We start from the raw sequence: 24,956 nt of genomic DNA, 5'->3' as shown, positions 1-24,956 counted from the left end.
CCTTATTTTTAGAGCTGCAGACTGTCATTTCCTGCTTTCTCCATCATTTTCTCTCTGCATGCCAGTACGATTCCGTCAATCTCGTCTAAATGCTGCAGCATTTTTTTCTCAAATTCATGGATAGGAAGAAGAATTCCAATTTCATCATAGGGTTTATCCGGATTCTCTTTCTTCAGACCTGTTTCCTGTCCGTAGTATACCATGGCTCTTGGGGCTTCTTCCTGAATCTTCTGGAAAGCATCCCATACAACGGCATATGCCTGTGCTTCTGTCAGACCCAGTTTACAGGTGTCGGGAAGTGCATAAAGAGCCAGGACACCACGTTTACGGTTATCTTTTTCTTCTGTAATGTTCAGACCTTCTGTATAGGTACGGACAAGATCATAACCATCTGCAAGATACAGCGCAGATCTGGGGGCACATTCATGATGTTCATATGTTTCCTTGAATTTTGCATATTCTCTGGCTGAAACCTTTTCCCCGGGAAGAAGTTCTCCGGCTGCATCTGTAAGGAGCACCGGGTTCTCTCCTGCTTTTCCGTGGAATTTCTTCGGGATCAGATAAGCCTCCCTTAACAGGTCAAACATACTTCTGCCGCATAATTCCAACAGCAGTGCACTGATATCACCGTTCTGGTACGCATGAAACAATACCTGCAGGAAATGATCTCTGTCATTATCTGTCAGACGATGGTCGTCATCTATATGGTCATAAAAAACTCCGCTTAATCGTCCGGATGCTTCCGGCGAAGCCAAAATTTTAGAAAAAATTGTTTCTACTGCTTCTTCTCTTGGCAAAACTGTACTCATAATTAACTTCCCCTTTCCAATCGTGTCAGATTCTTTTTTCGGTTTTCATTATAGTCTTGCTTTTAGTAATGTCAACATAAAAAGAGGGGATTTTCTGATATCAATTTTACATAGATGCAAGCTAAAAATTATATAAAAAAGACATTCCATCCACTGGGGTAGAATGTCTTTTCTCATAACTTATATGATTCTTTTGAAGTTACGTTCTATATACACAGTGGAAACCATTTTTCGATTACACACTGATGAACTTTTTCTTTTTTATCGTAGTTGATCCCCACCAGCAAAATATCTCCTGTATACTGCTGTAATGACTCTGGATATTTTCGTTCTTTTATCTGATTCAGAGCAGTTTCTGCGTCTTTGTTCCATTTCAGTTCGACGAGTAATGCAGGATAATAGTCTCTGTACAGTGGTTTGGGGATGAAGACGAAATCTGCGAAGCCTCTTCCTGTCGGGAGTTCCCGGATTGGCTTAAAATAGTATTTTATTGCACTTAGGTACGCAATACTGAGTACGCTGCTCAGGGAATTCTCGTTATTGTACTGAATCACTGATGTGTATTCTGCATGGATTTTCTCTATCTGTTCAGCAACTGTTTCTGCATCCATTTCCCAGGTAGCTTCCAGTAGTTTCTCAGATTCCTGCTGGAATTCAATCAGTTCGTTCCATTTATTTCGTTTGGTTGCGGCACGAAATTCCTGACGGATTTCTTCATTGGGAATATAAGCTCTCTGGGTTCTCTGGTCGTAGGCAAGGTAACCCAGGTGGATCAACAGAGTCAATACATCATCTTTGTCTGCGAAGCTGACCATATCATTCTGAAATTCATTGACATTTACTTCTACAGAGGAACCGGACAGCATTTCTATGATGGATGTCCGCAGACCATCAAAATCCATGTTGATCAGTGGCAGGATTGACAGATAGGTTCCTGTCTGTGACCAGTAGCTTTGAAATGTTCGCATGATTGTCAGATTTACTAACGCATTGGGATTATATACATGGTAATCTCCAAGACGGTAACCATCGTACCACCGCCTCACTTCTGCAAAATCTATCTCATATTTTTCACACAAATCGATTACTTCGTCTTCATTAAAACCGATATATGGTGTCAATGGGCCGGCATTAAGCATTGTAAACTGGGTGAAATTATTTAAGGCAGACTGGGTTTTTAATTTCTTTATCGGTAAAATTCCGGTCAGATATGCAAGTGCGATATATTTTGATGCCTCAATTCCTTTAAACATGTTTCTGAGAAAGTCAATATACATTTCCTGTGCTGCCTGATTATGGGCTTCATCACGAATCAGAACATCCCATTCATCAATGATTACAATAAACTGTTTTCCTAATACAGTATTAATGCGTGCCATTGCTCCATATATAGTGCTGTTTTCCACCAGATTGACTTCAGGATAAGTCTCTCTTAATTCGGAAACAACGATATTCGTGATATATGAAATTAAATTCTCACTGGAACCTGCTGATATACAGCACCATTGTACATCAAAATGAATGACATCATATTTATTTAAATGTTCGTAAAAATCCGGACATTTGCTGATTTCCAGTCCTGAAAACATTTTTTCAGTGTCGCATCCTTTACTGTAATATGCAGTCAGCATATCTACAGTAACAGATTTCCCGAATCTGCGCGGACGACTGTTACATATAAACCTGGCATTTGTGCCCAATACTTTATTTGTATATTCCAATAATCCCGTTTTGTCTATATATACTTCTGAATTGACTGCACACTGAAATGCTGCAGCATTCGGATTTACAAACATACCCATTATCTCACCCTCCCTCTTTATTATTGATAGCTTTTCTGTCTTCTTATACAGCATCTTATAACCACCTTAATAAATATGTTCAGGAGTTCCTGTCTTTTAGAAAACTCCTGCTAAAAATAAATAGTGAAAATTAAAGCATGACTTTTCTGAAAGAACAGATTCATGATCTGTATATGAATTGAGATTTGGCTGTAACTGTTGAAAATACCGGACAGTTACATAGATTTAGATAATTAGAAAATATGCTTTTGTTTATCATAGCATACCGGAACTTATTGGGCAAGAGACAAAAAAGAATCCAACGCATAAACCTATATATTTTATGCATCAGACTCTTTTCATTTTTGATAATTATCCTGTCAGGAAAATAAACTTATCTTCCACAGCAGTTTTTATATTTCTTTCCTATAAAGTAAAAAACTCGCGTATTGCGTAAAATCTTACCCGTAAAAGAATGTTTGCTGTATAGCATGGGAAGTTTAGTATCTGATACAGTTACAGATGAGTATATCTTGTCTGTAAAGGATGCTGTCAACCACCCTATGATGTAGCGCCACTTTAGATAGCAATACCTATTGGGGATAAAAGGTCGAAGGCGTAAACCGTTACTACGACTGGGCAGTTACAAGCCCATTGCCTTTAGGTAATGGGTAGTTGACAGTTATACAATAGTAAGTCACAAACTCACATATGAAACATATACTAATATCGAGAACTGCAATCTATTATTGTCAGATTCCACGACAACTGCCGGAATGTCCTGTAAAATTACAGTCTGCCGGGCAGACTGTCTAGTCTGACGATATAAGATTTTCCAGAGGTGATACTTTTCTATGCTGTTTAGTCGTCATACCTCAGATGATCCGGAATTATCCGGTACATCCTGTTGTAACAATAACAATCGTTGCAGCTGTGACTGTCAGGGACCTCAGGGGCCGCGCGGTTGTCCTGGTCCTACCGGACCCAGAGGCTGTCCCGGTCCCGTTGGTCCAATGGGACCTCAGGGCCCCCAGGGTGAACCCGGACTTCAAGGCTACCCAGGTCCTGTCGGACCTGTTGGAGCCACTGGCGCTACCGGACCTGTCGGAGCTACCGGAGCCACTGGCGCTGCCGGACCTTCCGGAGCTATCGGACCTACTGGCCCTGCCGGGCCTATCGGACCTACTGGTGCTGCCGGGCCTGCCGGACCTACTGGAGCCACTGGTGCTACCGGACCTGCCGGTACTGTAGCTCCGGCAGCGGCCGTAGCAGATGCCACAGGTCAGACAGATATTGTAACCCAATTTAATCAGCTTCTCGCAAATCTCCGCGCAGCCGGACTTCTTGCAACTTAAACCTCAGGAGGGGCAAATGCTCCTCCTGATTTTCTCAAAAGGTGCTTTAAATTATCTTCCATGATTTCTCTCAGCCTTTGTATGATTGTAAAAAATGAAGAAAAAGTATTGCCGCGTATCCTGAAACCCATGAAAGAAATTGTAGACAAAATTCTTATCTGTGATACCGGTTCTACAGACAGGACCAAAGAAATTATCAGAGAATTTACAGCAGAAGTTTATGATTTTCCATGGAAAAATGATTTTTCTGCTGCCCGGAATTTTATTTCGGAAAAAGTCAGTACTGATTACTGGATGTGGCTGGATGCAGACGACATGATCACTCAGGAAAATCTGTACAGACTAAAACAATTAAAAGAAACACTGAGTCCGAACACAGATATGGTTATGATGGATTATGTCACAGATTTCGATGAATGGAATCATGCTGCATTCTCCTGTTACAGAGAACGCATCTTAAAAACTTCCCGAAATTTCAGATGGCGGGGAAGAGTTCATGAATCCATCATTCCCACCGGGAACATCCTTTATTCTCCCATACAGATTGAACATCGCAAAATAAAACCCTGCTCTTCCTTTCGAAATCTGCACATCTATCAACAGATGATCGAAGAAGGAGAGCCTCTGGAACCCAGAGACTTATTTTATTATGGCCGGGAACTTTTTTACCATAAGCAATACGAGTATGCCATCTGTGTTCTGAAAAAATTTCTGAAAGAGCCAGACGGCTGGATTGAAAACAGACTGGACAGTTGTCTGGTTCTCTCCTATTGTTATCAGGCATCAGGCAATGACCAGCATGCTCTTGAGATACTGTTTCACAGTTTCATATCAGATATTCCAAGAGCCGAAATATGCTGTGAGATTGGGAAAATATTTTTTATGAAACAGAACTTTTCCATGGCAGCTCACTGGTATCATCAGGCACTTCTTGCACCGGACAACAACCAAAACGGAGGATTCTATATTCCGGACTGCCATAATTTCATACCATTTCTGCAATTATGTGTATGTCTGGACAAATCCGGAATGCACAAAGAAGCTTTTGAATTTCACCGGAAAGCCAGAACACTGAAACCGGAACATCCTTCTGTTATTCAAAATCAGATCTATTTTCATGAGATTCTGGGATTTTGAAAAAAATGCCGCAGACCGTATTAATCCTTTACAGTCTGTGGCATTACGCTACATATTGTATTGTTTTCCCGGCACTATTCTACAGTTACACTCTTAGCCAGATTTCTCGGCTTATCTACATCCAGGCCTTTGGCTACGCTGACATAATAGCCAAGCAGCTGCAAAGGAATAACTGCCAGTGAAGTTGCAAAGTGTGGATCTGTTTTCGGAATATAAACTGTGAAATCTGCAGTATCTTCTATATTATAATGTCCATATGTGGTGAGTCCCATCAGGTATGCACCGCGGCTCTTACATTCTACCATATTGGAGACTGTTTTCTCATAGAGATGATTCTGCGTGAGAATTCCGATCACAAGAGTTCCGTCCTCAATCAGAGAGATTGTGCCATGTTTCAGCTCTCCGGCCGCATAAGCTTCTGTGTGTACATAACTGACTTCTTTCATCTTCAAGCTGCCTTCCATACTGATGGCATAGTCAATACCACGCCCGATAAAGAAAGCATCCCTGGCATTTGCCTGCTTAGCCGCAAACCACTGGATACGCTCTTTGTCATCTTCAATGATCTTGGCAATCTTATCCGGAAGTGTTTTCAGCTCTGCGATCAGCTCCTGATATTTTTCTTCTGTAATCTGTTCTCTGACTTTTCCAAACTGCACTGCCAGTGCATAGGAGGCAATCAGCTGAGTACTGTATGCCTTGGTAGTTGCTACAGAAATTTCCGGTCCCGCCAGAGTGTAAAAAACATTATCCGCTTCTCTGGCAATGGAAGAACCTACCACATTGACAATTCCCAGTGTACGGATACCTCTCTGTTTCGCCTCACGAAGTGCCGCAAGGCTGTCTGCTGTTTCCCCTGACTGACTGACAATGATCACAAGACCTTCCGGATCTAAAATCGGATTTCTGTATCGGAATTCCGATGCCAATTCCACACGTACCGGAATCCTTGTCAGATCTTCAATCACATACTGGGCTGCCATTCCCACATGGTAAGCAGAGCCACAGGCTACAATATAAATCTGGCTGATTTTTTTGATCTCCTCATCTGTAAGACCTACTTCTGAGAGATCAATACGATCATCTTTGAGTACAGAATTCAAAGTATCCCGAACTGCTTTCGGCTGTTCATGAATTTCTTTTATCATGAAATGTTCAAATCCCGCTTTCTCCGCCGCTTCTGCATCCCATTCAATTGTTTTCGGCTCTTTCTGGATCTCATCACCATCCAGATTGTAGAACGTGATCTCCCCTTTTCTGATACGAGCCATCTCCAGATTTCCAATATAATATACATTTCTGGTGTATTTTAAAATTGCAGGAACATCGGATGCAATGTAAGATTCACCGTTCTCCACCCCAAGGATCATCGGGCTGTCTTTTCTTGCCACATAAATCTCTCCCGGGTAGTCTTTAAACATGATCGCAAGAGCATAGGAACCGCGGATACGGACCATTGCATGGTTAATGGCATCTACCGGTGTTCCGAGATATTTCTTATAATAATAATCTACAAGTTTAACTGCTACTTCAGTGTCTGTAGATGAATAAAACTCATAGCCATTGCGGATCAGTTTGTCTTTCAGTTCCTGATAATTCTCAATGATTCCATTATGAACTGCTACTACGTTACCGTCATCACTCATATGGGGATGCGCATTTGTCTCAGAGGGTTCTCCATGTGTCGCCCAACGGGTATGTCCGATACCACATGTTCCAGGTACAGATTCTCCATTATTAGTTTTATCTGCAAGAACTTTCAGTCTGCCTTTCGCTTTAATAACCTCTATATCACCTTCGCCGTCGCGAACTGCAAGTCCCGCTGAATCATAACCTCTGTATTCAAGTCTGGACAGACCATATAATAATATAGGTGCTGCCTGATGATTACCTGTAAATCCAACAATTCCACACATTTATATTTATTCCTCCCATATTTTCCAGATATTTACAGCATTATAAAAATACTGCTTTATTATATTATAAGAGCATTATGGAGTAATTTCTTATAACATAATAAAATTTCAGGGGTTCTCTCTGTCATATCGTGTCTCATTGTATCATGATGTTCCACATATGACAAGAAAATCCCCTGAAACTGTGTACTCTGTTTTTACGAAAGTACTTTCATCATTGTTTTATCCACGTTATCCTTTGTGTCTTTTTCTGATTACCGATTTCATTTTACTTTCTGCTTCTTTACTGTTGACCAGCCGCTGTATATCTTTCTTCCATTCTCATCATATCTGTATGAACGGATTCTGTAATAATATGTATGTCCTTTTTTCAGTTTTGCATTTGTGTATTTTGTAGTTGAACCGGATTTAATTACCGCTGCTCTTACGTATGGATTAGTGGTTCCTGCCCGGCGATAGATCTCATATCCGTCTGCACTCTTTGCCTTTTTCCATGTAATCACAAGTTTTCCGGCAGTCCTGTTTGATATACCTGTAATTGAAGTTTTTGCTGGTTTTGCAGTCAGATCATCAGCAGAATACGTTTCCTGCGTCATATAAAGAATGGAATTTTTTCTGGTTCCATATAAGCTCTTTGCTTCTTTGTCATATGCAAAATATATATTCGCACTGTCTGTCGCATATGTATAACCCCGGGAAATACTTCCTGAGATCGGAGTATCCAGAAACAGACCTCCGTCTTCTCCAACTGTTCCTTCATCGCTGTTTGTGATATCTGCCATATAATATTTGCCGTTATTTGCCACAATATTCCACATATGAGGACCTTCACCTGTACCGCCATTCATCATACCGGTCACTGTATAGCAAGTAATGTCACTGAGATCGCACAGATACTGAAATGCCTTGGAATAACCTTCACAGACCACATTAGTACTGTCATCTCCGTCAAAAACATAGATTAACTGCCATGGATCTCCGTATTCATCATCCTCCGTCACATCATCATTGTAGGAAGTCAGGTAGCAGATCATTTCTTTATATCCGTACAGCTTTTCTGTCTCTGTATAACCCTGAAATTCTTTTACGATCATTCTGGCATTTTCTGCTGCACTTTTTGCAAGCTGTACAATCCCTGCATTTACTTTATATTTACCGGAAGCATAACTGCTGATCACCGGCATAGATATGGAAAGATTTTCAATTTTTACAGTTGTTTTGTTTCCTGTTGCCTTTGTGCTGTAACCATACTGCCAGGTAGTAGCCGCAGTCTTTTCGTACCAGTACAATTCATATGGACAATCTACAGCCAGGCAATCGATAATCTTTGAAATATCCAGTTCATTAAGGTGTGCGGCTACTTCTCTTTTGAGCGCATTACCGCTTGCTGTTGTCTGCCAGGTCAGTCCCAGATCTGAACTGACTTTAAACCTGGTAGAACCACCTTTCGATGCCACTGCGCTGATTTTACTCTTAAGTTCCTCATATAAGGTCTGCTGCTGTCCATTCAGTACATCCTCACCCAGAGAAGCTGCTGGCTGTGTGTCCGGATCCTGTCCGTACAGAATGTCATTCAGATATTTCTCCAGAAGCTGTCTGTTATCCACAGCACCGTTTTCGTCCGGAATTACAGCCTCTGCAAAGACTTCTTCGTCTGAATCTGCTTCATTTGAACCTGCTTTGTCCGAAATGCTATCCTCTGTATCTGATGCAAACTCCGCATTATCCGCAGTTTCCTGTTGTACATCAAATTCTGTTGCATCATCTGAATTAAATTCAGAAACTGTACCATCTGTGAAATCTGCTGCTGTTACAGGTGTTACCGTAATTCCTGCTGCCAGAACCAGGCTTATTCCCAGACTTATGAAATTTTTCTTTCTGTACATAACGCATTTTCTCCTTATCTGTCGTAAATATAGTATATTACTACAATACTTTATTTCGACAGATAAAACAAGATTTTTTTATAATCCTTGTTCTCCCGCCAGATAGCACAGGTCTGCAAGACGTTCATATTTTGTCTGCATACACGCAATATAGTCATCCAGAAATCTTTTTACACGATACGGGATATCTAAGCGCTCATATCGGTTCTCAAATTCCGTCAGGTCACTGTTATCCTGCCTGATATACTCATCTGCTGCACTGATTTCCGCTTTCAGAGCAGAAAGTTTCTCCTCGTAACGACCTGTTAATTCCATTTCGCACAATTCATTCATTTTGTTCATCTTATTCTTTTCTCCCTATTATTATTTTTACATTTGTGGTAACCTTGTTACCTGTGTGTGTTGTTTTGTTATATGTTGATTTGTTGTGTTATGTGTGTTATGTACCCGATGTGTGCAGATCGGTACATACCGTTTTCTGTCTTATTACAACTATAATTGTAATTTTGTTTAAAGAAAATGTCAATTTATTTCGTCCGACATCTTATGATATGATTCGACATTTATCTGAAAATACAAGAAAGAATCCTGCTTGCAGGATTCTCCGCCTGCGGCGGGTCGCTTCAGCGACATAATTCCTCTCCGTCGCAGTGCGATCCTGCCCGGAGGGCTTTTTTATGTTATAGGAACATTACGGAGTAATTTCCTATAACATAAAAAAACTGCTGTTCCTCACGATCACTGTAGGAACAACAGTTTTTTTTCATCATTTTTTATGTTCGGCGGATAATCCTGTTCAATTTCACAAAATCTATTACCGCCTGTTTTCCGATCTTACAGATTTTCTTCATGTTAATGGAATTCACCCCGCCCTGACGAGGTCTGAATGTGACAGGAAGAAATTTGATGCTGCATCCCTTCTTCTTATAAATAACAGCCAGAAGTACATTGGAAAGATTAAAGTCCTTCGGAATCAGATGTATGTACCTGGCCATCGTCTCTGCTTTCATCAAACGGTACGGAGTGTTGGCATCTGTCAGATTTACCCCAAAACAGATACGGATAACCAGTTTCAGAGTTTTTGTTACAAAAACACGTGATATTCCATCCTGTCTGTCTTTTCTCCAGCCGATGACCATATCATATTTCTGTCTTCGTTTCCAGAACGGTTCAAATTCTTCCGGCAATGTCTGGCCGTCTGAATCTGTCTGGAAAATGTAATCTGCACCATTTTTGAGTGCATATTTATAGCCATAAAGCACAGTTGCACCATGACCGCCGTTTGGTTTTGTTATCGGAATCAGCAGAGGGCGTGTCTTTGTACACTGTTTCAGTTTTTCATATGTAGAATCTTTGCTCCCGTCATCAATGACAATCAGACGTGACTGACCGTTTCCGTTATGCTTCTCTATAACAGGATACCAGTCATTAATGACCTGTTCAATGTTATCCTGCTCATTGTATGCCGGGATAACAATGTATAACTTATCCATATTTCTCTCCTTTGGATGATTGATGGTATCCATTATAGCATACATATACATGAAATAATAATATTATTTCGAAAACGATGTACTATAGCTGTTACTGTTCACTGCTAATATCCCGCGAGGTGTTTTTTGTGAGCGAAGGTCACAGAAAACCCGAGACATACTGCGCGAATTTATGCGATTAGCATAAATTCTGTGCATCGCGAAGCGTGTTGCTGGGAACGGAGTGAACAGTAACCTATAGCTCTGCCAGTATTCCCAGCTCCCGCGCAAGGCGAAGCAGTTCCCTGTTTGCGGCATTCACTGTTCCGAAGTCTTTCAGAGGACAGATAACTTTCTGACATTTTTTCATCAATTCCACAGCCTTATCATAAGATTCCTGTGAAATACTTTCGAAAGGTTTCTCTGTAATCACCTGGTCTGCAAGTGCACCGGCTACCTGACAGTCTACATCATTCGTGTGAAGCACTCCTGCCGCAAACGGAATTCCCTGTCTCTGCAGTTTTCGATAATACGGAATTCCGCTTCCATTACCGCCAATTACAAACACCTGAGGTTCACCTCTGGGCGGATCCATCTCCACACATCCAAAAGCAGCATTATAGCTTCCTCTGGTAATTCCATACAACTTCCGAATATACTCAGAAGTAAAGATTTCTTCCGGAGCACCATATTTTTCTATATATTCTCCATGTACACAGATAACTTTATCAGATATTTTCTGTGCAAGATCCAACTCATGCAGCGACATGATCACTGTAAGCTGATGATCCAGCACCATCTGTTTCAAAATGGTAAGAAGTTCCAGCTTATGACGGATATCCAGAAAAGAAGTCGGCTCATCCAGTACAATGATCTCCGGCTCCTGACAGATAGCCCGGGCAAGAAGGATTCGTTGTCTCTGACCATCACTGATGGCTGTAAAATCCCTGTCTTTTAAATCCCATGCATGGACGGTTTCCATTGATTTCTTTACCTTTGTCTTATCCTCTGCGGAGAGTATTCCCAAAGTTCCTGTATAAGGATAACGCCCTGTGGCTACAATGTCTTCGCAGGTCATCAGTTCCGGACGCATACGCTCTGTGAGCACGACTGCCAGTTTCTGAGAGACCTCTTTATTGGTCATCTTTGCCATTTTCTCTTTATCCAGATAAACAGTACCACTGATCGTGGCAAGCTGTCTGGTGATGCTTTTAAGAATAGTGGATTTTCCGGCACCGTTAGGACCGATGAGAGTGAGGATTTCTCCCTTTTTCAGCTGAATATTGATTTCTCTGATAAGAGGTTTTCCGTCATATCCCACAGTCAGCTGATCCGTACGGAAAAAATACTGTTCCTGCCGGTCTGCTTTGTTATTTTCTGTTTCCTTTATTACATCTGCTATTTTCTCTGACATATTTTTTCCTGTTTTCCTTTTTTATGCTGCATCTTATAGTAATCTGCCCGGATAGCGTATTCTACTCCTGCTTTTTATATCAATTTCTCTTCTGTCTGCGGATCATGATATAGATTACAACCGGTGCGCCAAACACTGCTGTTACGGAACTGATACTGAGTTCTGTAGGTGCAAATACGGTTCTGGCGATCAGATCACAGAAAAGACAGAATACTGCCCCTCCCAGAAAGCAAGCCGGAATCACAAGGAGCGGTCTGGCTGTTTTCAGCAGGCTTTTTACAATGTGAGGCACTGCAATGCCAACAAAAGAAATTGGTCCTGCAAAAGCTGTCACACAGGCAGACAGAATACTGGATAAGAGAATCAGTCCTATGCGGAACAGCTTGATATTCACTCCCATATTCTGGGCATAAACTTCACCCAGCTGATAGGCACCGATAGGCTTAGACATAAAGAACACGATCACCATTGTGAGCAGAACTACTATTGCCATTACTTTCACATTACCCCAGGACATTCCTGAAAAACTTCCTAGTGACCAGTTGTGAAGATTAACGATATTGGAGTCATCCGCAAAGGTAACTACGAAATCTGTAACTGCAGAACAGATGTAACCGATCATGACACCGCTGATAACCAACATGGACATGTTGTGGACTTTTTTTGCAACCAGCAGGACGAATCCCATGGAAATCATAGAACCGATAAATGCTGCAATGATCATGGCTGCAGAACCCATGGAAATAGATCTGCTCAGAAAATAAATCATCAGAAGTGCAACTACCAGCTTGGCTCCTGAAGAAATTCCAAGTACAAAGGGACCTGCAATAGGGTTATTAAAAAATGTCTGAAGAAGAAATCCGGATACAGAAAGTGCTCCTCCAAGAATGATCACTGACAGAATCCTGGGAAGACGGATTTCCCATATTATATTGTAAGCAGTCGCATCTCCCTGATGTCTGAAAATAATATTCAGAATCTCACTCACTGAAAGATGAATGCTTCCGGCATTTACATTCCAGACAAATAAAATCATCAGAAACACCGCCAGTATAAGAAATGCCATCCAGTATCTGGCTGTACGTTTTTTGTCATCCATATTTTTTGTTCCTTTTGTTTTTATATTTCCTGCTTTTGGCAGTTCTGCAGAATCCCGCAAACATATTTCAGTGCCATTCGTAAATAACTATACCAATCGCATAGGATGCGGATTCGAGTGTGCCGAAAAGTTATAAATATCATTTTAACTTATGCATATATGCAAGTTCATCCAGCGAATCATCATCTGTAGTAAGGATTGTATGAATATCTTCGATCATGGTTCCAAGTTCGGTGGTTTCCTGGAAAAGATTTTTACCCGTACACCACACATTTCCATCCTTCACTGCCTTAAAATCTGCCAGAAGATTACTTTTTGCCAACAGTTCATCAATAGTAGAAAGTTCACCGTCGATAGTACTGTTATAGATGATATAGTCCGCATCTTTTGCTTTGGCATAAAATTCTTCCATCTGCATATTCATGGTAGACAAAGCATTATCACTTTCTCCTGTATCTTCGGGAACATATTTGCCGCCTGCCAGCTCGATCATGTTTGAAACATAATCACCATTCTTTCGCACATTGACAGCACCTGTGGAATTAATGTAAAAGAATGCTACTGTTTTACCTGTATCTTTATCATCAGAGGTCAGAACTTTGTCAAGCTTGTCTGTCTGCTCCTTAAATGCCTTCTCAGCTACATCTTCCTTTCCGAGAAGCACAGCATAGAGTTTCATCCATTCAGTTCTTCCCAGAGGATGGCTCTCATAACTGGAACGTTCTACCATTACCGGGATACCAAACTGTTCCAGTTTCTCTTCCACCTCCGGATTATGATGGATCATAGTTGATTCAATGGCAAGACCACAGCCTTCATCCAGGATCAGTTCATAATCCGGTGCATTGTACTTGCCTGCATAAATCATTTTTCCGGATTCCATGGCATCTTTTGCTTCCTGGATATACCATCCATTCTCCTGAGTTCCTGAAAGACGAATGCTGTCAATACCGTCAATTGCGCGGAAAAGATCCATGGCAGAGGTTGCTACCAGATAGATGTTGTTCAGCGGTTGTTGAATGACTGTGATATCTTTTTCAAGCCCCTTTGGAGCCTTTTTTCCCTCTGGAACTACAAGAAACTGTCCTTCCTGATCGATAGTAATCAGAGCATAGCCATCATTGTAATAGTCCACACTGAATTCTTCTGCGTAGGAAAGTTCCATACTGTGATCATAGGTAAGTCCCGGGATATCCACAGGAGTTTTTGCATTGTCTTTATCTGCTGCGTATGCTGTACAGACAGTGCATATACAGATAATAAATAATGCAACTGACATAAAACCGATAAATATTGTTTTTTGCTGTTTCTTTATTATGTTTTTCATCTTTATAATTGTTTCTTTCTTTGTTTGTAATTGTTCAGTACCTTCACAGTTACGAGTCAGAATACATCAAAAATCACTTTTGGAAATGGAAATTTGATATGATTATTTTGCTGTTTTTTCTGCTTCTTTGGCAGTTGTGGAATCAAAATTTAAGGTGTAGTCAATCTCGTGAGGCTCACTCATTGCTACTGTATCTGCTGTTACCTCCATCTCTGCATCAAATACGCTGACAGGGATTTCAAAAGTGGAGTTTCCGTCTTTATTAACCGGCTCATATTTCTCACCATCCACAAGCATATAATCATAGTTCGGACTGCTCCATACGATAGTTGCTGTAGCTTTATCGCCTTCTACATTAATGGCTGCAGGAGAATCAATGGTTGCTCTTCCTGAACCGCCTGTGAGAGTTACATCCATGGTATAATCGCCGTCTTCAAGATTCAGATCTGCCAGAGTCTTACCTTCACTTGTCTTACTGTCTTTCGCATCTTTGTCTGTGTCATCTGCTTTGGAATCTGCATCTTTATTTTCTTTATCATCTTTTTTTGCATCTGTATCATCGGATTTTACAGGATTTTTGACACTTACCTTATGGTCATACCATTTTCCTTTTGTTCCGATCAAAGCTACATCGAATTCTTCATCAATTGCGGGTACCGGGATATCAAATCCATATACTTCCTCACTCATTCCATCGCTGTATGTAACAGTATCTGTGGTTGGCTCAAGAACCTCTGCCCCGTCTTTCTGTGCATCTTCTGCCTTTCCGACGAAAAGGTTTACAATTTTCTTAGAAGCAAGGCTTACATGGATAGTCATCTTGCCATCCTTTACTGTAAGGGTTCCTTTTCCATCGTTTGCTTCATTTACATGGAACATTCCGCTGTCTGTATCAAATTCTGCTGTGTAGGTGCCATCCTCTAATGTATCACTCTTGGATGCATCTGTTTCTTTATTATCTGTGTTTTCTGAATCAGCATCTTTTGCAGTTGTTTCTTCTTTATCAGTGGTTTCTTCTGTTGCCGTATCAGTATCTGTCTTTGCAGCAACCGGGCTTGTACCGATCAGAGTAGCTGAAATAGTAAGTGCTGACATTAATAATGTAAATGAACGTTTCTTCATGATTATTTCTTCTCCCTTATCTTCATATTTTTTATAGTTTTTTCTATCGTGCTGTTCAACCCATCTGCTGCAGAGCAACAGGCTTTTGAACAGGTGATGGCAAATATATTATAGTAATTCCAGAAAATAATGCAATTAAGACAGTTCCTCTGGATCTTTCTCAGATGTGCGCACGTTACTGTGAACGGAATGAACAGAAACGTGCGAACTGTTTGCAGTATTTTATGGAATTGCTATGACTTCTTTTTTTCTTATCATATAATATATCTGCCCGGAAACTTTTGCAAGTTCTCCGGGCAGTTTATCTTGTTTGAACAATATTTTTTATTCAGCGTCAGCCTCTGCAGTATCAGCTGTTGTCTCAGCTGCGTCATCTGCCTGTGCATCGTCTGCCTGTGCATCGTCTGCCTGTGCATCGTCTGCACTGTCATCTGTTGCTTTGGCATCAGTATCTTCTGCTGCTGCATCGTCAGATGCTCCAAGAGAATCAATTGCTGCTTTTGTATGAGCCACATACAGATCTTCTACTGCTGCGATTCTTCCAAGACCTGCGATCTGACAGTCAACACTGTCGAAATCACCGGATGCCTCAAACTGAGATTTCCAGGAATCTGCATCATCACCAGCCATATCATTGTTAGCGTGGTCTCCGGCAACAACCATCAGAGGACGAAGGATTACATTCTTGAATCCTGCTTCTTTTACTTTCTCGATAACCTTGTCACATGCTGTGTCTTCCGGTTCTCCCTCTACAGTTCCGATGAAAGCGTTTGTGAATCCAAGATCATCCATCTGTGTCTGCATCTGGTCATAGGTTACGTTAGCTGTATGGGATGTACCATGTCCCATGAATACAAATGCTGTGCCTGCATCTGCTGCTGCTTTCATATCATCAAATCCAGCTTCCTTGCAAGCTTCATCTGTGATTGCCTGAGCAACTGCTTTCTTGTCATCATTGATCACTGTAGCGTCATCACCAACTTCACCGAGCATTGGCTCTGCAATTGCAACAGATTCAAATTTGTCTTTGTATCCATCAATTGCCTCTGTCATTTCATCATATTCTGCACCATGCATCAGATGTGTCGGCTGTACAACAAGATTCTTAACACCGTTAGCTACTGCACGGTCAAGAGCCTGCTGCATATTATCGATTACTTCATCATCTCTTGCCTGTACATGGTTGATGATGATCTGTGCTGTAAATGCACGTCTTACTGACCAGTCCGGATATGCTTTTGCAAGGGCATCCTCGATTCCTTTGATATCCTCTGCACGGCTGTCGTTGAAGGATGTACCAAAACTTACTACAAGAAGTTCATTCTCACCAATCTCATCCTGGTTACGAGGATCATCTTTGGAAGCATCACCTGTGTCACGTCCAAAGTATTCAGGGCTTGCTTCTTCACCTGTTACCAGTTCTTTCTGAGCATCTGTAAGTTTGTCCCATGCTTCTTTTGCTGCTTTGCAGTCTTCGTCAGTTGTGTCTGTTCTTTCCTGAACATAAATCTTATCGATCAGGGCACCAACTTCGTCTGCGGCTTTCTGATCATCATCAGAAGCTTCTGTTGTATCATCAGATGCTTCCTCTGTATCTGCTGCATCTGCATCGTCTGCAGCTGCTTCTGTGTCATCTGCAGCCTCTTCTGTTGCTGCATCATCAGATGCAAAAGCAACTGTACCTGTTGCTGCTGTCATGGAACAGGTCATGGATACTGCCAGTAATAAGGCTAACATGGATTTTCTTTTCATTTCGTTTTTCCTCTTTTATTTCTCGTATTTCCGGACAATTGTATGCACAAAAAAGGCAACTGCATATTCTGCAGCTACCGCTTTCCCATAAATACATGGTTTATATGTACCAGATATATCTGTAATTTCCGATTCTGTCTGATTCATTTAATAAAAGAGCTATGTATCGTTATGAGAATACAGGTTCTGTATACCGCAGACCTTAAATTCTACGCCAAGGCAGTTCTCCTGACTTCGATCATCGCTGTTTCTCCCTTCCCAGTTTCCCAGTGGTTTCTGAAAAGCAGCTCCCATACACAGTGACGGTATCGCTCCGGATTCTCACCGGATTCTCTTTTGCACATCAAGTACGATGCAACCTTTGCGTTATAACATTGCACATATTCAATTCGGATATTCTTTTTTTATCACATTTTAACAAAAATGTCAATACAATTCGTGTATATTTTCCTTTAATGTTTGGCATTAGTGTTACTGTTCACTCCGTTCACAGTAACGTAGCCAAAATTCATTCCAGATTGCCTGCGGCAATGGAATTTTGGCTTGTATGTATATTATCGCGTTATTCATTACACTTCTGTCAGGGCTTTGAAAAAACAGGTTCTGTTTCCGGTATGGCAGGCTGCACCGATCTGCTCTACTTTAGCAAGGATCGTATCATTGTCACAATCCAGTGTAAGGGATTTTACAAACTGGAGATGTCCGGATGTGAGTCCCTTCGTCCAGAGTTCATTGCGGCTTCTGCTCCAGTAAGTCATTTTACCTGTTTCAAGAGTGGTATTAAATGCTTCTTCATTCATATACGCCAGCATCAGCACTTCGTTTGTCTGATAATCCTGGGCTATAACAGGTACCATTCCATCACTGTTTAATTTAAAATCAGACCATGCGATGCTGCTTTTTAAATTCACTGTATTTTCCATTTTCTGTCTCCATCTAATTTATTGATTGCCATAAATCATTTCGTAAATTTTCAAATTTTACAAACTGCCCTTGGTAGACAGAACATCTGTGATCCTTGGATCATAGGATGTGGCTGCGTCCAGTGCTTTGGCAAAACTTTTGAACATTGCTTCTGCTACATGGTGATTATTCCCACCTGCCAGAACCCTGATATGAAGATTCATGCCACAGGCATAGGAAATGGCATAGAAGAACTCTTTTACCATTTCCGTGGACATGTCACCGATCCTGTCTGTGGTAAACTCTGCATCCCATACAAAGTAAGGTCTTCCGGACAGATCAATCGCACAGAGCACCAGGGATTCATCCATGGGAAGGATGCAGCTTCCATAGCGCTTAATCCCCTTTTTGTCACCAATTGCTTCTTTTAATGCAGTTCCCAGAACAATTCCTGTATCCTCGATGGTGTGATGGTCATCCACCTGAAGATCACCATGGACTCTGACACTGAGATCAAAGAGCCCATGACGGGTAAATCCATCCAGCATATGGTTAAAAAATCCCACACCTGTCTCAATATCAGAATATCCGGTTCCATCCAGATTTATTTTTAATTTGATTTCTGTTTCTTTTGTATTTCTTTCTGCTGAGGCTTCTCTTGCCATGGTTAAGTCCTCTCTGTCTTACTTATTTTCAAACACTCTGAATCCATTGTTTTAATGCGCAAACTACAGTTTACATTATAGCAGATTTCAGATTCAAAGCCTTACCATTATTCTTTATCTTCATCCTCAAAACGAACTGCAATAGAATTTGCATGTGCAGTAAGCTGCTCAGAAGTTGCAAACTGAATGATATCTTTGTGTATATTACGCAGTGCGGATTTTGAGTAATATACAATACTTGATTTCTTGATGAAATCATCTACGGAAAGGGCTGAGAAAAATTTGGCTGTTCCGTTTGTAGGAAGTACATGGTTCGGACCTGCAAAATAATCTCCCAGTGGCTCGGAACTGTACTCTCCGATAAAGATCGCGCCTGCATTCTTCACTTTCATCATATCTTCAAAGGGATTGGCTGTCACGATCTCCATATGTTCCGGAGCGATTTCATTAGCTGCTTCAATCGCCTCGTCCATATCCTCTGCGATCAGAATGTATCCAAAGTTATCAAGAGATTTCTGAATGATTTCTTTTCTGGAAAGAACCTCCACGAAACCTTTTACTTCTTCATCTACTTTCTTCGCAAATTCCTCACTTGTAGTGATCAGGATAGCACATGCCAGTTCATCATGCTCTGCCTGGGAAAGAAGGTCAGCTGCCACAAAATGCGGATTAGCTGTCTCATCTGCAAGAACAAGGATCTCACTCGGTCCTGCAATGGAGTCAATGCTTACATAGCCATATACTGCTTTCTTTGCAAGAGCTACGAAAATGTTTCCGGGACCTACGATCTTGTCTACCTTCGGAATACTCTCTGTTCCGAAAGCAAGGGCACCGATCGCCTGTGCACCACCCACCTTATAAATCTCATCTGCTCCTGCTTCTTTGGCTGCTACCAGTGTGGAAGCGCATACTTTGCCATCCTTTCCGGGCGGTGTTGTCATAACAATATGCGGGACTCCTGCCACTTTCGCAGGTACAATATTCATCAGTACAGAAGACGGATAAACTGCTTTTCCACCGGGTACATAGACACCCACACGATTTAACGGTGTTACTTTCTGTCCAAGCATAGTTCCATCTGTTGTGCTTGTAAACCAGCTGTTCTGGATCTGTTTTTCATGATACTGACGGATATTGACCAGAGCTTTGCGGATCACTCCAAGAAGTGCAGGATCAATCTGCGCATAAGCCTCTTCAATTTCTGCATCTGTGACGCGGATAGTCTCTTTTGTCACATCAGCTTTGTCAAATTCTTTTGTATAGGCAAAAAGGGCTGCGTCCCCTTCATTTTTTACTTTATCAAGGATCTGAGCTACTGTGGATTCAAATTTCCCATAGTTATTCGGGCTTCTTTTCAGCAGATTCTCAAGAATATCCTTTGTTGATTCTTTTGTTAATTTTACTGTACGCATCTTTACATCTCCTCCTGAAGAACTCTTCTTAAGTCTTCAATAAGTTTACGGATTCTCTCATTTTCCATCTTCATGCTCACCTGATTGACTACCATTCTGGCAGACAACGGGCAGACCTCTTCCAGCACCTTCAGTCCGTTTTCCTTCAGTGTACTTCCGGTCTCCACAATATCTACGATCACTTCAGACAGACCAACGATGGGTGCCAGTTCAATGGAACCGTTTAATTTGATCAAATCTACTGTCTGGTGTTTTCTGTTAAAGAAGTAATCCTTGGCAATATTTGGATATTTAGTCGCCACACGGATCAGCTGGTTGTTCTCCAGAACTTCTCTGGCACTCTCCGGTCCGCAGACACACATCTTACATTTTCCAAATCCAAGATCCATCACTTCATAAAGCTTACGGCCTTCCTCCAGGATCGTATCCTTTCCCACAATTCCGATATCTGCCGCACCATACTCTACATAGGTAGGAACATCCGGCCCTTTTGCAAGGAAGAATTTCATCTTCAGTTCTTCATTGGTAAAGATCAGTTTACGGGAATCTTTATCTTTCATCTCTTCGCAGGTGATTCCTGCTTTCTCAAACATCTCCATTGTTTTGTTGGCAAGTCTGCCTTTTGTCAGGGCAACTGTCAGGTATCTCATGGCTTATCTGGCCTCCTTTTTCAAACGTAATGCCACACATCTGCCCTCTGCACGAAGTTTCTGTGCCTCTTTAATGGCTTCTGTACGGTTCTGTGGCTCGTATTCGATCACTTCCGGCTTCTCCTCTTTCTCAGAGATCAGTTTCTGGCTGGAAAGTGCAAGAAGAAGGTTATCTACTTCAAGGGCAAATCCGATAGATGCCGCAGGTTTGCCAAAGTGTTTCATCAGGCCATTGTAACGGCCTCCCTTGATCATAGGTTCACCGGTTCCGTAAGTATATGCCTGGAAAATGATACCTGTATAGTACTGATATTTACTAAGCATTCCAAAATCGAAAGAGATATACTTTTCATATCCGTAGTTTTTCATAATCTCATAGATTTCTTCCAGTCTGGAAACTGCCTCCAGTGCGCAGGCGTTGTTTGTCAGACTTCTGGCTTTCTTTAAGACTTCTTCTGAACCAAACATCTGTGGGATTTCAGTAAAGGCTTTCTGCATACTGTCTTTGAGTTTCTGTTCTTCTACAAACTCTTCTACTCCGAAAGAATTTTTCTGCGAGATCAAAACACGAAGACGTTCTTCTGCTTCCGGACCGAGTTCGGCTTCTTTTAATAAGGATTTGAAGTAATCTACCTGTCCGACACTGACCTGAAATTCTGTAAGACCTGCTGCCAGAAGGCATTCCACTGTCATGGCAAGAAGTTCTGCATCTGCATCTGCGGATTCATCACCGATCCGTTCTACTCCCATCTGTGTGGTTTCTTTGAGATGTCCTCTGTAGCTGGTGTTATTAATAAATGTGTTTCCTGTGTAGCAGAGGCTTACAGGTTCTTTGTCCGGGGAAAAGTAGGTTGCACAGGCTCTGGATACAGACGGGGTGAAGTCAGGTCTGAGTACCAGGGTATTGCCTTCTCTGTCAAAGAATTTATAAAGTTCTTTGGATGGGATGGTTCCTACTTCGCGGCTGAATACTTCAAAGTATTCGAATGTCGGGGTTTCTATGTCTTCATAGCCATACTGGTGGAAGACGCGATGGATTTTCTCCTGTACCTTTCTTTTCTGGCTGCATTCGCCGTTGTAGATGTCTCTTACACCTTCAGGGGTGTGGAAAATACGCTGCATGGGTGGTCCTCCTCTTGGTTATGTTGTAATTCTTTTTGTTATTATTTTATATTTTGCTTTAGTGTGGTAACGTGCTACCAAAGCAATGTGTAACTAGATAGAATTATAATAGGTTTTCAAATAAATGTCAAGTACAGTTAATGTTATTGTATTGTTGTTTTTGTCTATTCGTTATGTGTGTTTAGAGGGACGCTCAGAAACATATTGTATTTGATGTGCGGTTTCGGTGCCTAAGAGCTTCTAAGTCTTCAGAAAATCTGCTAAAACCATGAGAAGAAAAGCCCGGAATTACTCGCTGTCGCTCAGACAAGGGGCTTTTCTTCTCATAACGCAGATTTCCTGAAAACTAAGAATCTCTAAGACACCTGCAAATGCACCTCAAATACAATATGTTTCCGAGCTGGTTCTCACAATATGGAAGATTATGATGGCTATAGCAAGTCTATTAACTAATGCATTTAAGACAGTTCAGCCGAGTGCGAAAGACAAGGAAGATACCTACAGGCGTGCTGACGCACGTCAAGGATATCTGACGCAGGATTTTACGCTCTGATGAACTGAATCAATATACATTATAAGAGGCTTGCTATAGTATGCCAGCAAGTTGATTTCTTCATAGTTACTGCCAATACACAGCGCAGAAATTTATTTTATTTCCGGTGCATTTGCAGGTATCTTAGAGCGTGTCTGAAAAAGGCTTTCTGCAAGATGTGCGTCACAATTTGTGGGATATTTTGCCCGGATGAGGGCGCCGTAGCGGGCTACGGCAACTGAATTCGGGTGAAATATCCCGCAAAGTGGGGCGTGCAGATTGCGGGAATGATTTTTCAGACACACTCTAGAGTTTCTTAGGCAAAAAAAATCTGCGTTATGAGCCGGCTGTTTCACTGTCTGAGCGAAGTCGGCGACGGAGCGAGTTTGAGAAGACGGCTCATGCTTTTAGCAGATTTTTTTTGCCTTAGAAACTCTTAGATGCCGAAACCGCACCAGAAATAAAATAAATTTCTGCGCGTCCCTCTTCTATTCCCTCTCATCAAGATCAATCTGAATCCCATCCAGAAAGGGCACAAGAAACCCGCTTTTTTTATTCAAATAATACTGAGATTCCAGTTCTTCGCGCCGGAAGCTCTTGCGGCCGCCTTCCTGCATCCGGTTCCAGAAAGTAAGGAGACTGCGCAGTGTAAGGTAATAGAACTGGTTTTCATGGCTGTAGAATATAAGAAAAAAAGCCACCCCTCCCTGCTTTTCAAATGCCTGCATAAATTCCACCTGATGAGGATGGATATTCGCAAGTGGAAAAGTATCCGCCGCACATTCTTTGGCATCAAAGCAGACAGGGATACCCTGTACTGCTCCGATATAGTCTACAGTGCTTCGTTGCTCGAAATATGCCAGCGTAATATGACGGTTTTCCTTATCCATACGGACAGGTGTGATCGGAGTGGGAATTTTTTGGATAAGTGCCAGTCCCTTTTCTCTGTATTGTTCATTTGTACGATTTACAAGATCCTCCAGAGTGGATCCCCGCAAACCTCTGCTGTTCCATGTTGCCACTTTATTTCTCCGTAAATTTTATTTTCTACTTCAATAATTTTACCGACGGATAATACCTGATAACTGCCTTTCCGACAATCTCATCAAAGGTCACAAAACTGGTGCTTTTCCAGCAACGGGAGTCTTTGGAATGATTGCGGTTATCACCCAGGACGAAATAGCTGTTTTCGGGAACTTCATACGGGCCAAAGCTGCCCCTTGGTTTTTCCGGAACGAAACTGTCATCCAGAGGAATCTCTGAATCATTGATATAGACTTTGCCGTCCTTAATCTGTACTTTTTCTCCCGGAAGTCCGATGACTCGTTTGATGAAAAGCTTGCTTTCGTCATCCGGGTATTTGAAAATAACAATGTCAAAGCGTTCCGGATCTTTTATTTTTTTTGATATTTCATGTCCGAAGAAATCCAGATTGAGTCCATATGCAAGGCGAAATCCGAAAATACGGTCTCCTGTCATAATGGTTTTTTCCATTGATTCGGAAGGAATTTTGGCATTGATCAGTACTACGCTATTCACAAGCGTTACGATCACTACTACTATGATGATCATTTTTGCGTAATCCCATATTTCTTTCCAGATTCTCATGATAAGCCTCCTCAAGATTTTCCTCTTTGATGATTTTACAGAAAAGCTCCGGTGCCGGCGCCACAAAGGTCTGGTCTGTCTCCGGAATTACTAACCTGTATGCATGGAGAAGCTGATGCCTGACTCCATGGCGGATGTATTGCTTATTAAATTCAGAATCTCCGTATTTGGTGTCTCCAAGCAATGGATATCCTATTCCTGCAAGGTGAGCACGAATCTGGTGAGTACGGCCTGTGATCAGCTCAACTTCCAGAAGAGTTATTTTTCCGTTGCTGCCAAGAGGACGATATTTCGTTTCAATCGGCAGGGAATCTTTGAATTCCTGTCTGCTTACGATTACTTTGTTTGTTTTTTTATCTTTGTGCAGATAACCCCTGATATGATCCGGTTTTTCTATTTTGCCTTTTGTGAGGCAGATATAGTATTTGTGAAGTGTTCTGTCGTGGAATATCCTGGACAGAAACTGCAGACCGGCAAGACTTTTCCCTGCACAGACCATTCCGCTGGTATTACGGTCAAGTCGGTTACATACAGAAGGTCTGAAGGTTTTGAGCTGTTCTTCTGTAAGGTCACCTTTCTTTAAAAGGTAGCCGGTCAGGTATTCTACAAGGGACGGTTCCCCGTCATCTGCCGGCTGTGAAAGCATCCCTGCCGGTTTATTGATGATAATGATATCAGGATCCTCGTAAACAATATCCAGTTCGCAGTATGCTCTTGCTGCCTGACTGCTTCCTGCAAATTTATCGAAAGTTTCATCACTCAGAAACAGTTTGATGGTATCGCCTTTGAGAAGTTTTTCGTTTCCTGTGGCTTTCTTTCCATTTAGAGTGATGTTCTTTTTGCGGAGCATTTTGTAAAAAAAACTTTTAGGTGCTTCTCTGAGAAGCTTGGCCAGATATTTATCAAAGCGCTGGCCCGCTTCATTTTCTTCTATAATAAATTCTTTCATATTTAATTGTTCCTGTATAATTATATCAAACTCCGAAATAACACA

At 41.6% G+C, this 24,956-nt stretch carries 20 protein-coding genes, 3 pseudogenes and 1 riboswitch; of the genes and pseudogenes, 3 read left to right on the top strand and 20 right to left on the bottom strand.

The features are described from left to right. Window positions 1-8: 8 nt before the first annotated feature. A complete protein-coding gene (locus LI074_RS03320) occupies window positions 9-809 on the bottom strand; it encodes a DUF4866 domain-containing protein (RefSeq protein WP_008703013.1) in 801 nt (266 codons plus the stop codon). Between the two features lie 206 nt (window positions 810-1,015). Continuing rightward, a complete protein-coding gene (locus tag LI074_RS03315; RefSeq protein ID WP_055058030.1) occupies window positions 1,016-2,611 on the bottom strand; it encodes an AAA family ATPase in 1,596 nt (531 codons plus the stop codon). 833 nt (window positions 2,612-3,444) lie between these two features. Between LI074_RS03315 and LI074_RS17305 the strand changes: the two genes are divergently transcribed. After that, window positions 3,445-3,945: a collagen-like protein gene (locus LI074_RS17305; RefSeq protein WP_118613704.1), complete on the top strand. Its 501-nt coding sequence runs from the start codon at window positions 3,445-3,447 to the stop codon at window positions 3,943-3,945. An 81-nt stretch (window positions 3,946-4,026) separates the two neighbouring features. Then, window positions 4,027-5,082, top strand: coding sequence for a tetratricopeptide repeat-containing glycosyltransferase (locus LI074_RS03305; RefSeq protein WP_330597657.1), 1,056 nt, complete (start codon window positions 4,027-4,029; stop codon window positions 5,080-5,082). 74 nt (window positions 5,083-5,156) lie between these two features. Here LI074_RS03305 and glmS read toward each other — a convergent pair whose 3' ends face one another. The 15 genes and pseudogenes from glmS to LI074_RS17730 form a co-directional block, all read right to left on the bottom strand. Then, window positions 5,157-6,998, bottom strand: a complete 1,842-nt coding sequence (gene glmS / locus LI074_RS03300; RefSeq protein WP_120062349.1) for a glutamine--fructose-6-phosphate transaminase (isomerizing) — start codon at window positions 6,996-6,998, stop codon at window positions 5,157-5,159. 263 nt (window positions 6,999-7,261) lie between these two features. Then, a complete protein-coding gene (locus tag LI074_RS03295) occupies window positions 7,262-8,884 on the bottom strand; it encodes a hypothetical protein (protein ID WP_120062350.1) in 1,623 nt (540 codons plus the stop codon). A gap of 78 nt (window positions 8,885-8,962) precedes the next feature. Further along, window positions 8,963-9,226, bottom strand: a complete 264-nt coding sequence (locus LI074_RS03290) for a hypothetical protein (RefSeq protein WP_008703001.1) — start codon at window positions 9,224-9,226, stop codon at window positions 8,963-8,965. 431 nt (window positions 9,227-9,657) lie between these two features. Continuing rightward, window positions 9,658-10,377 (bottom strand): glycosyltransferase family 2 protein, encoded by a 720-nt coding sequence (locus tag LI074_RS03285; RefSeq protein ID WP_008703000.1) that lies wholly within the window; start codon window positions 10,375-10,377, stop codon window positions 9,658-9,660. 235 nt (window positions 10,378-10,612) lie between these two features. Next, window positions 10,613-11,770 carry an ABC transporter ATP-binding protein gene (locus LI074_RS03280; protein WP_008702999.1) on the bottom strand — a complete coding sequence of 386 codons (1,158 nt, stop codon included), beginning with the start codon at window positions 11,768-11,770 and terminating at the stop codon, window positions 10,613-10,615. Window positions 11,771-11,849: 79 nt separating this feature from the next. Further along, entirely contained in the window at window positions 11,850-12,836 is a 987-nt protein-coding gene (locus LI074_RS03275) for a FecCD family ABC transporter permease (RefSeq protein WP_370865700.1), read from the bottom strand. 172 nt (window positions 12,837-13,008) lie between these two features. Then, window positions 13,009-14,148 (bottom strand): ABC transporter substrate-binding protein, encoded by a 1,140-nt coding sequence (locus tag LI074_RS03270; protein ID WP_120062355.1) that lies wholly within the window; start codon window positions 14,146-14,148, stop codon window positions 13,009-13,011. 150 nt (window positions 14,149-14,298) lie between these two features. Beyond that, on the bottom strand, window positions 14,299-15,318 hold the full coding sequence (locus tag LI074_RS03265) for a hypothetical protein (protein ID WP_022381097.1): 1,020 nt from the start codon (window positions 15,316-15,318) through the stop codon (window positions 14,299-14,301). Between the two features lie 324 nt (window positions 15,319-15,642). After that, entirely contained in the window at window positions 15,643-17,070 is a 1,428-nt protein-coding gene (locus tag LI074_RS03260) for a sirohydrochlorin cobaltochelatase (protein ID WP_055058010.1), read from the bottom strand. A 201-nt stretch (window positions 17,071-17,271) separates the two neighbouring features. Continuing rightward, window positions 17,272-17,448: riboswitch (cobalamin riboswitch) on the bottom strand. Between the two features lie 197 nt (window positions 17,449-17,645). Then, a pseudogene (gene hisI, locus LI074_RS03255) lies at window positions 17,646-17,960 on the bottom strand (phosphoribosyl-AMP cyclohydrolase); the annotation flags it as partial. A 90-nt stretch (window positions 17,961-18,050) separates the two neighbouring features. Next, window positions 18,051-18,638 (bottom strand): imidazoleglycerol-phosphate dehydratase HisB, encoded by a 588-nt coding sequence (gene hisB / locus LI074_RS03250; protein ID WP_008702993.1) that lies wholly within the window; start codon window positions 18,636-18,638, stop codon window positions 18,051-18,053. A 107-nt stretch (window positions 18,639-18,745) separates the two neighbouring features. After that, window positions 18,746-20,050 (bottom strand): histidinol dehydrogenase, encoded by a 1,305-nt coding sequence (gene hisD / locus LI074_RS03245; protein WP_008702991.1) that lies wholly within the window; start codon window positions 20,048-20,050, stop codon window positions 18,746-18,748. A gap of 2 nt (window positions 20,051-20,052) precedes the next feature. Continuing rightward, entirely contained in the window at window positions 20,053-20,700 is a 648-nt protein-coding gene (gene hisG, locus LI074_RS03240; protein ID WP_008702990.1) for an ATP phosphoribosyltransferase, read from the bottom strand. Window positions 20,701-20,703: 3 nt separating this feature from the next. Next, the gene (gene hisZ, locus LI074_RS03235) at window positions 20,704-21,822 is read right to left on the bottom strand and encodes an ATP phosphoribosyltransferase regulatory subunit (protein ID WP_022381095.1); all 1,119 of its coding nucleotides are present in this window, start codon (window positions 21,820-21,822) and stop codon (window positions 20,704-20,706) included. A 645-nt stretch (window positions 21,823-22,467) separates the two neighbouring features. Then, window positions 22,468-22,593: pseudogene (locus LI074_RS17730) on the bottom strand (DUF6783 domain-containing protein); the annotation flags it as partial. Here LI074_RS17730 and LI074_RS17725 point away from each other — a divergent pair. Next, a pseudogene (locus LI074_RS17725) lies at window positions 22,543-22,674 on the top strand (DUF6783 domain-containing protein). The pseudogenes LI074_RS17730 and LI074_RS17725 overlap by 51 nt on opposite strands. A gap of 168 nt (window positions 22,675-22,842) precedes the next feature. On the opposite strand, the gene LI074_RS03230 reads toward LI074_RS17725, so the two are convergent. Genes LI074_RS03230 through LI074_RS03220 form a run of 3 tightly spaced genes read right to left on the bottom strand, consistent with a single transcriptional unit; the run spans window position 22,843 to window position 24,911 of the window. Next, the gene (locus tag LI074_RS03230; RefSeq protein WP_120062353.1) at window positions 22,843-23,376 is read right to left on the bottom strand and encodes a Holliday junction resolvase RecU; all 534 of its coding nucleotides are present in this window, start codon (window positions 23,374-23,376) and stop codon (window positions 22,843-22,845) included. A gap of 25 nt (window positions 23,377-23,401) precedes the next feature. After that, entirely contained in the window at window positions 23,402-23,962 is a 561-nt protein-coding gene (lepB, locus tag LI074_RS03225) for a signal peptidase I (RefSeq protein WP_008702987.1), read from the bottom strand. After that, window positions 23,886-24,911 carry an RluA family pseudouridine synthase gene (locus LI074_RS03220; protein ID WP_120062354.1) on the bottom strand — a complete coding sequence of 342 codons (1,026 nt, stop codon included), beginning with the start codon at window positions 24,909-24,911 and terminating at the stop codon, window positions 23,886-23,888. The genes lepB and LI074_RS03220 overlap by 77 nt, the downstream gene beginning before the upstream one ends. Between the last annotated feature and the right edge of the window lie 45 nt (window positions 24,912-24,956).

Origin of the sequence: Blautia sp. MSK18_10 (assembly GCF_020553185.1) — a bacterium.
Classification (GTDB): Bacteria; Bacillota; Clostridia; order Lachnospirales; family Lachnospiraceae; genus Blautia_A; species Blautia_A wexlerae.
Note: the sequence above shows the minus strand (reverse complement) of the source record. Positions and strands in the feature narration are given on the sequence as shown.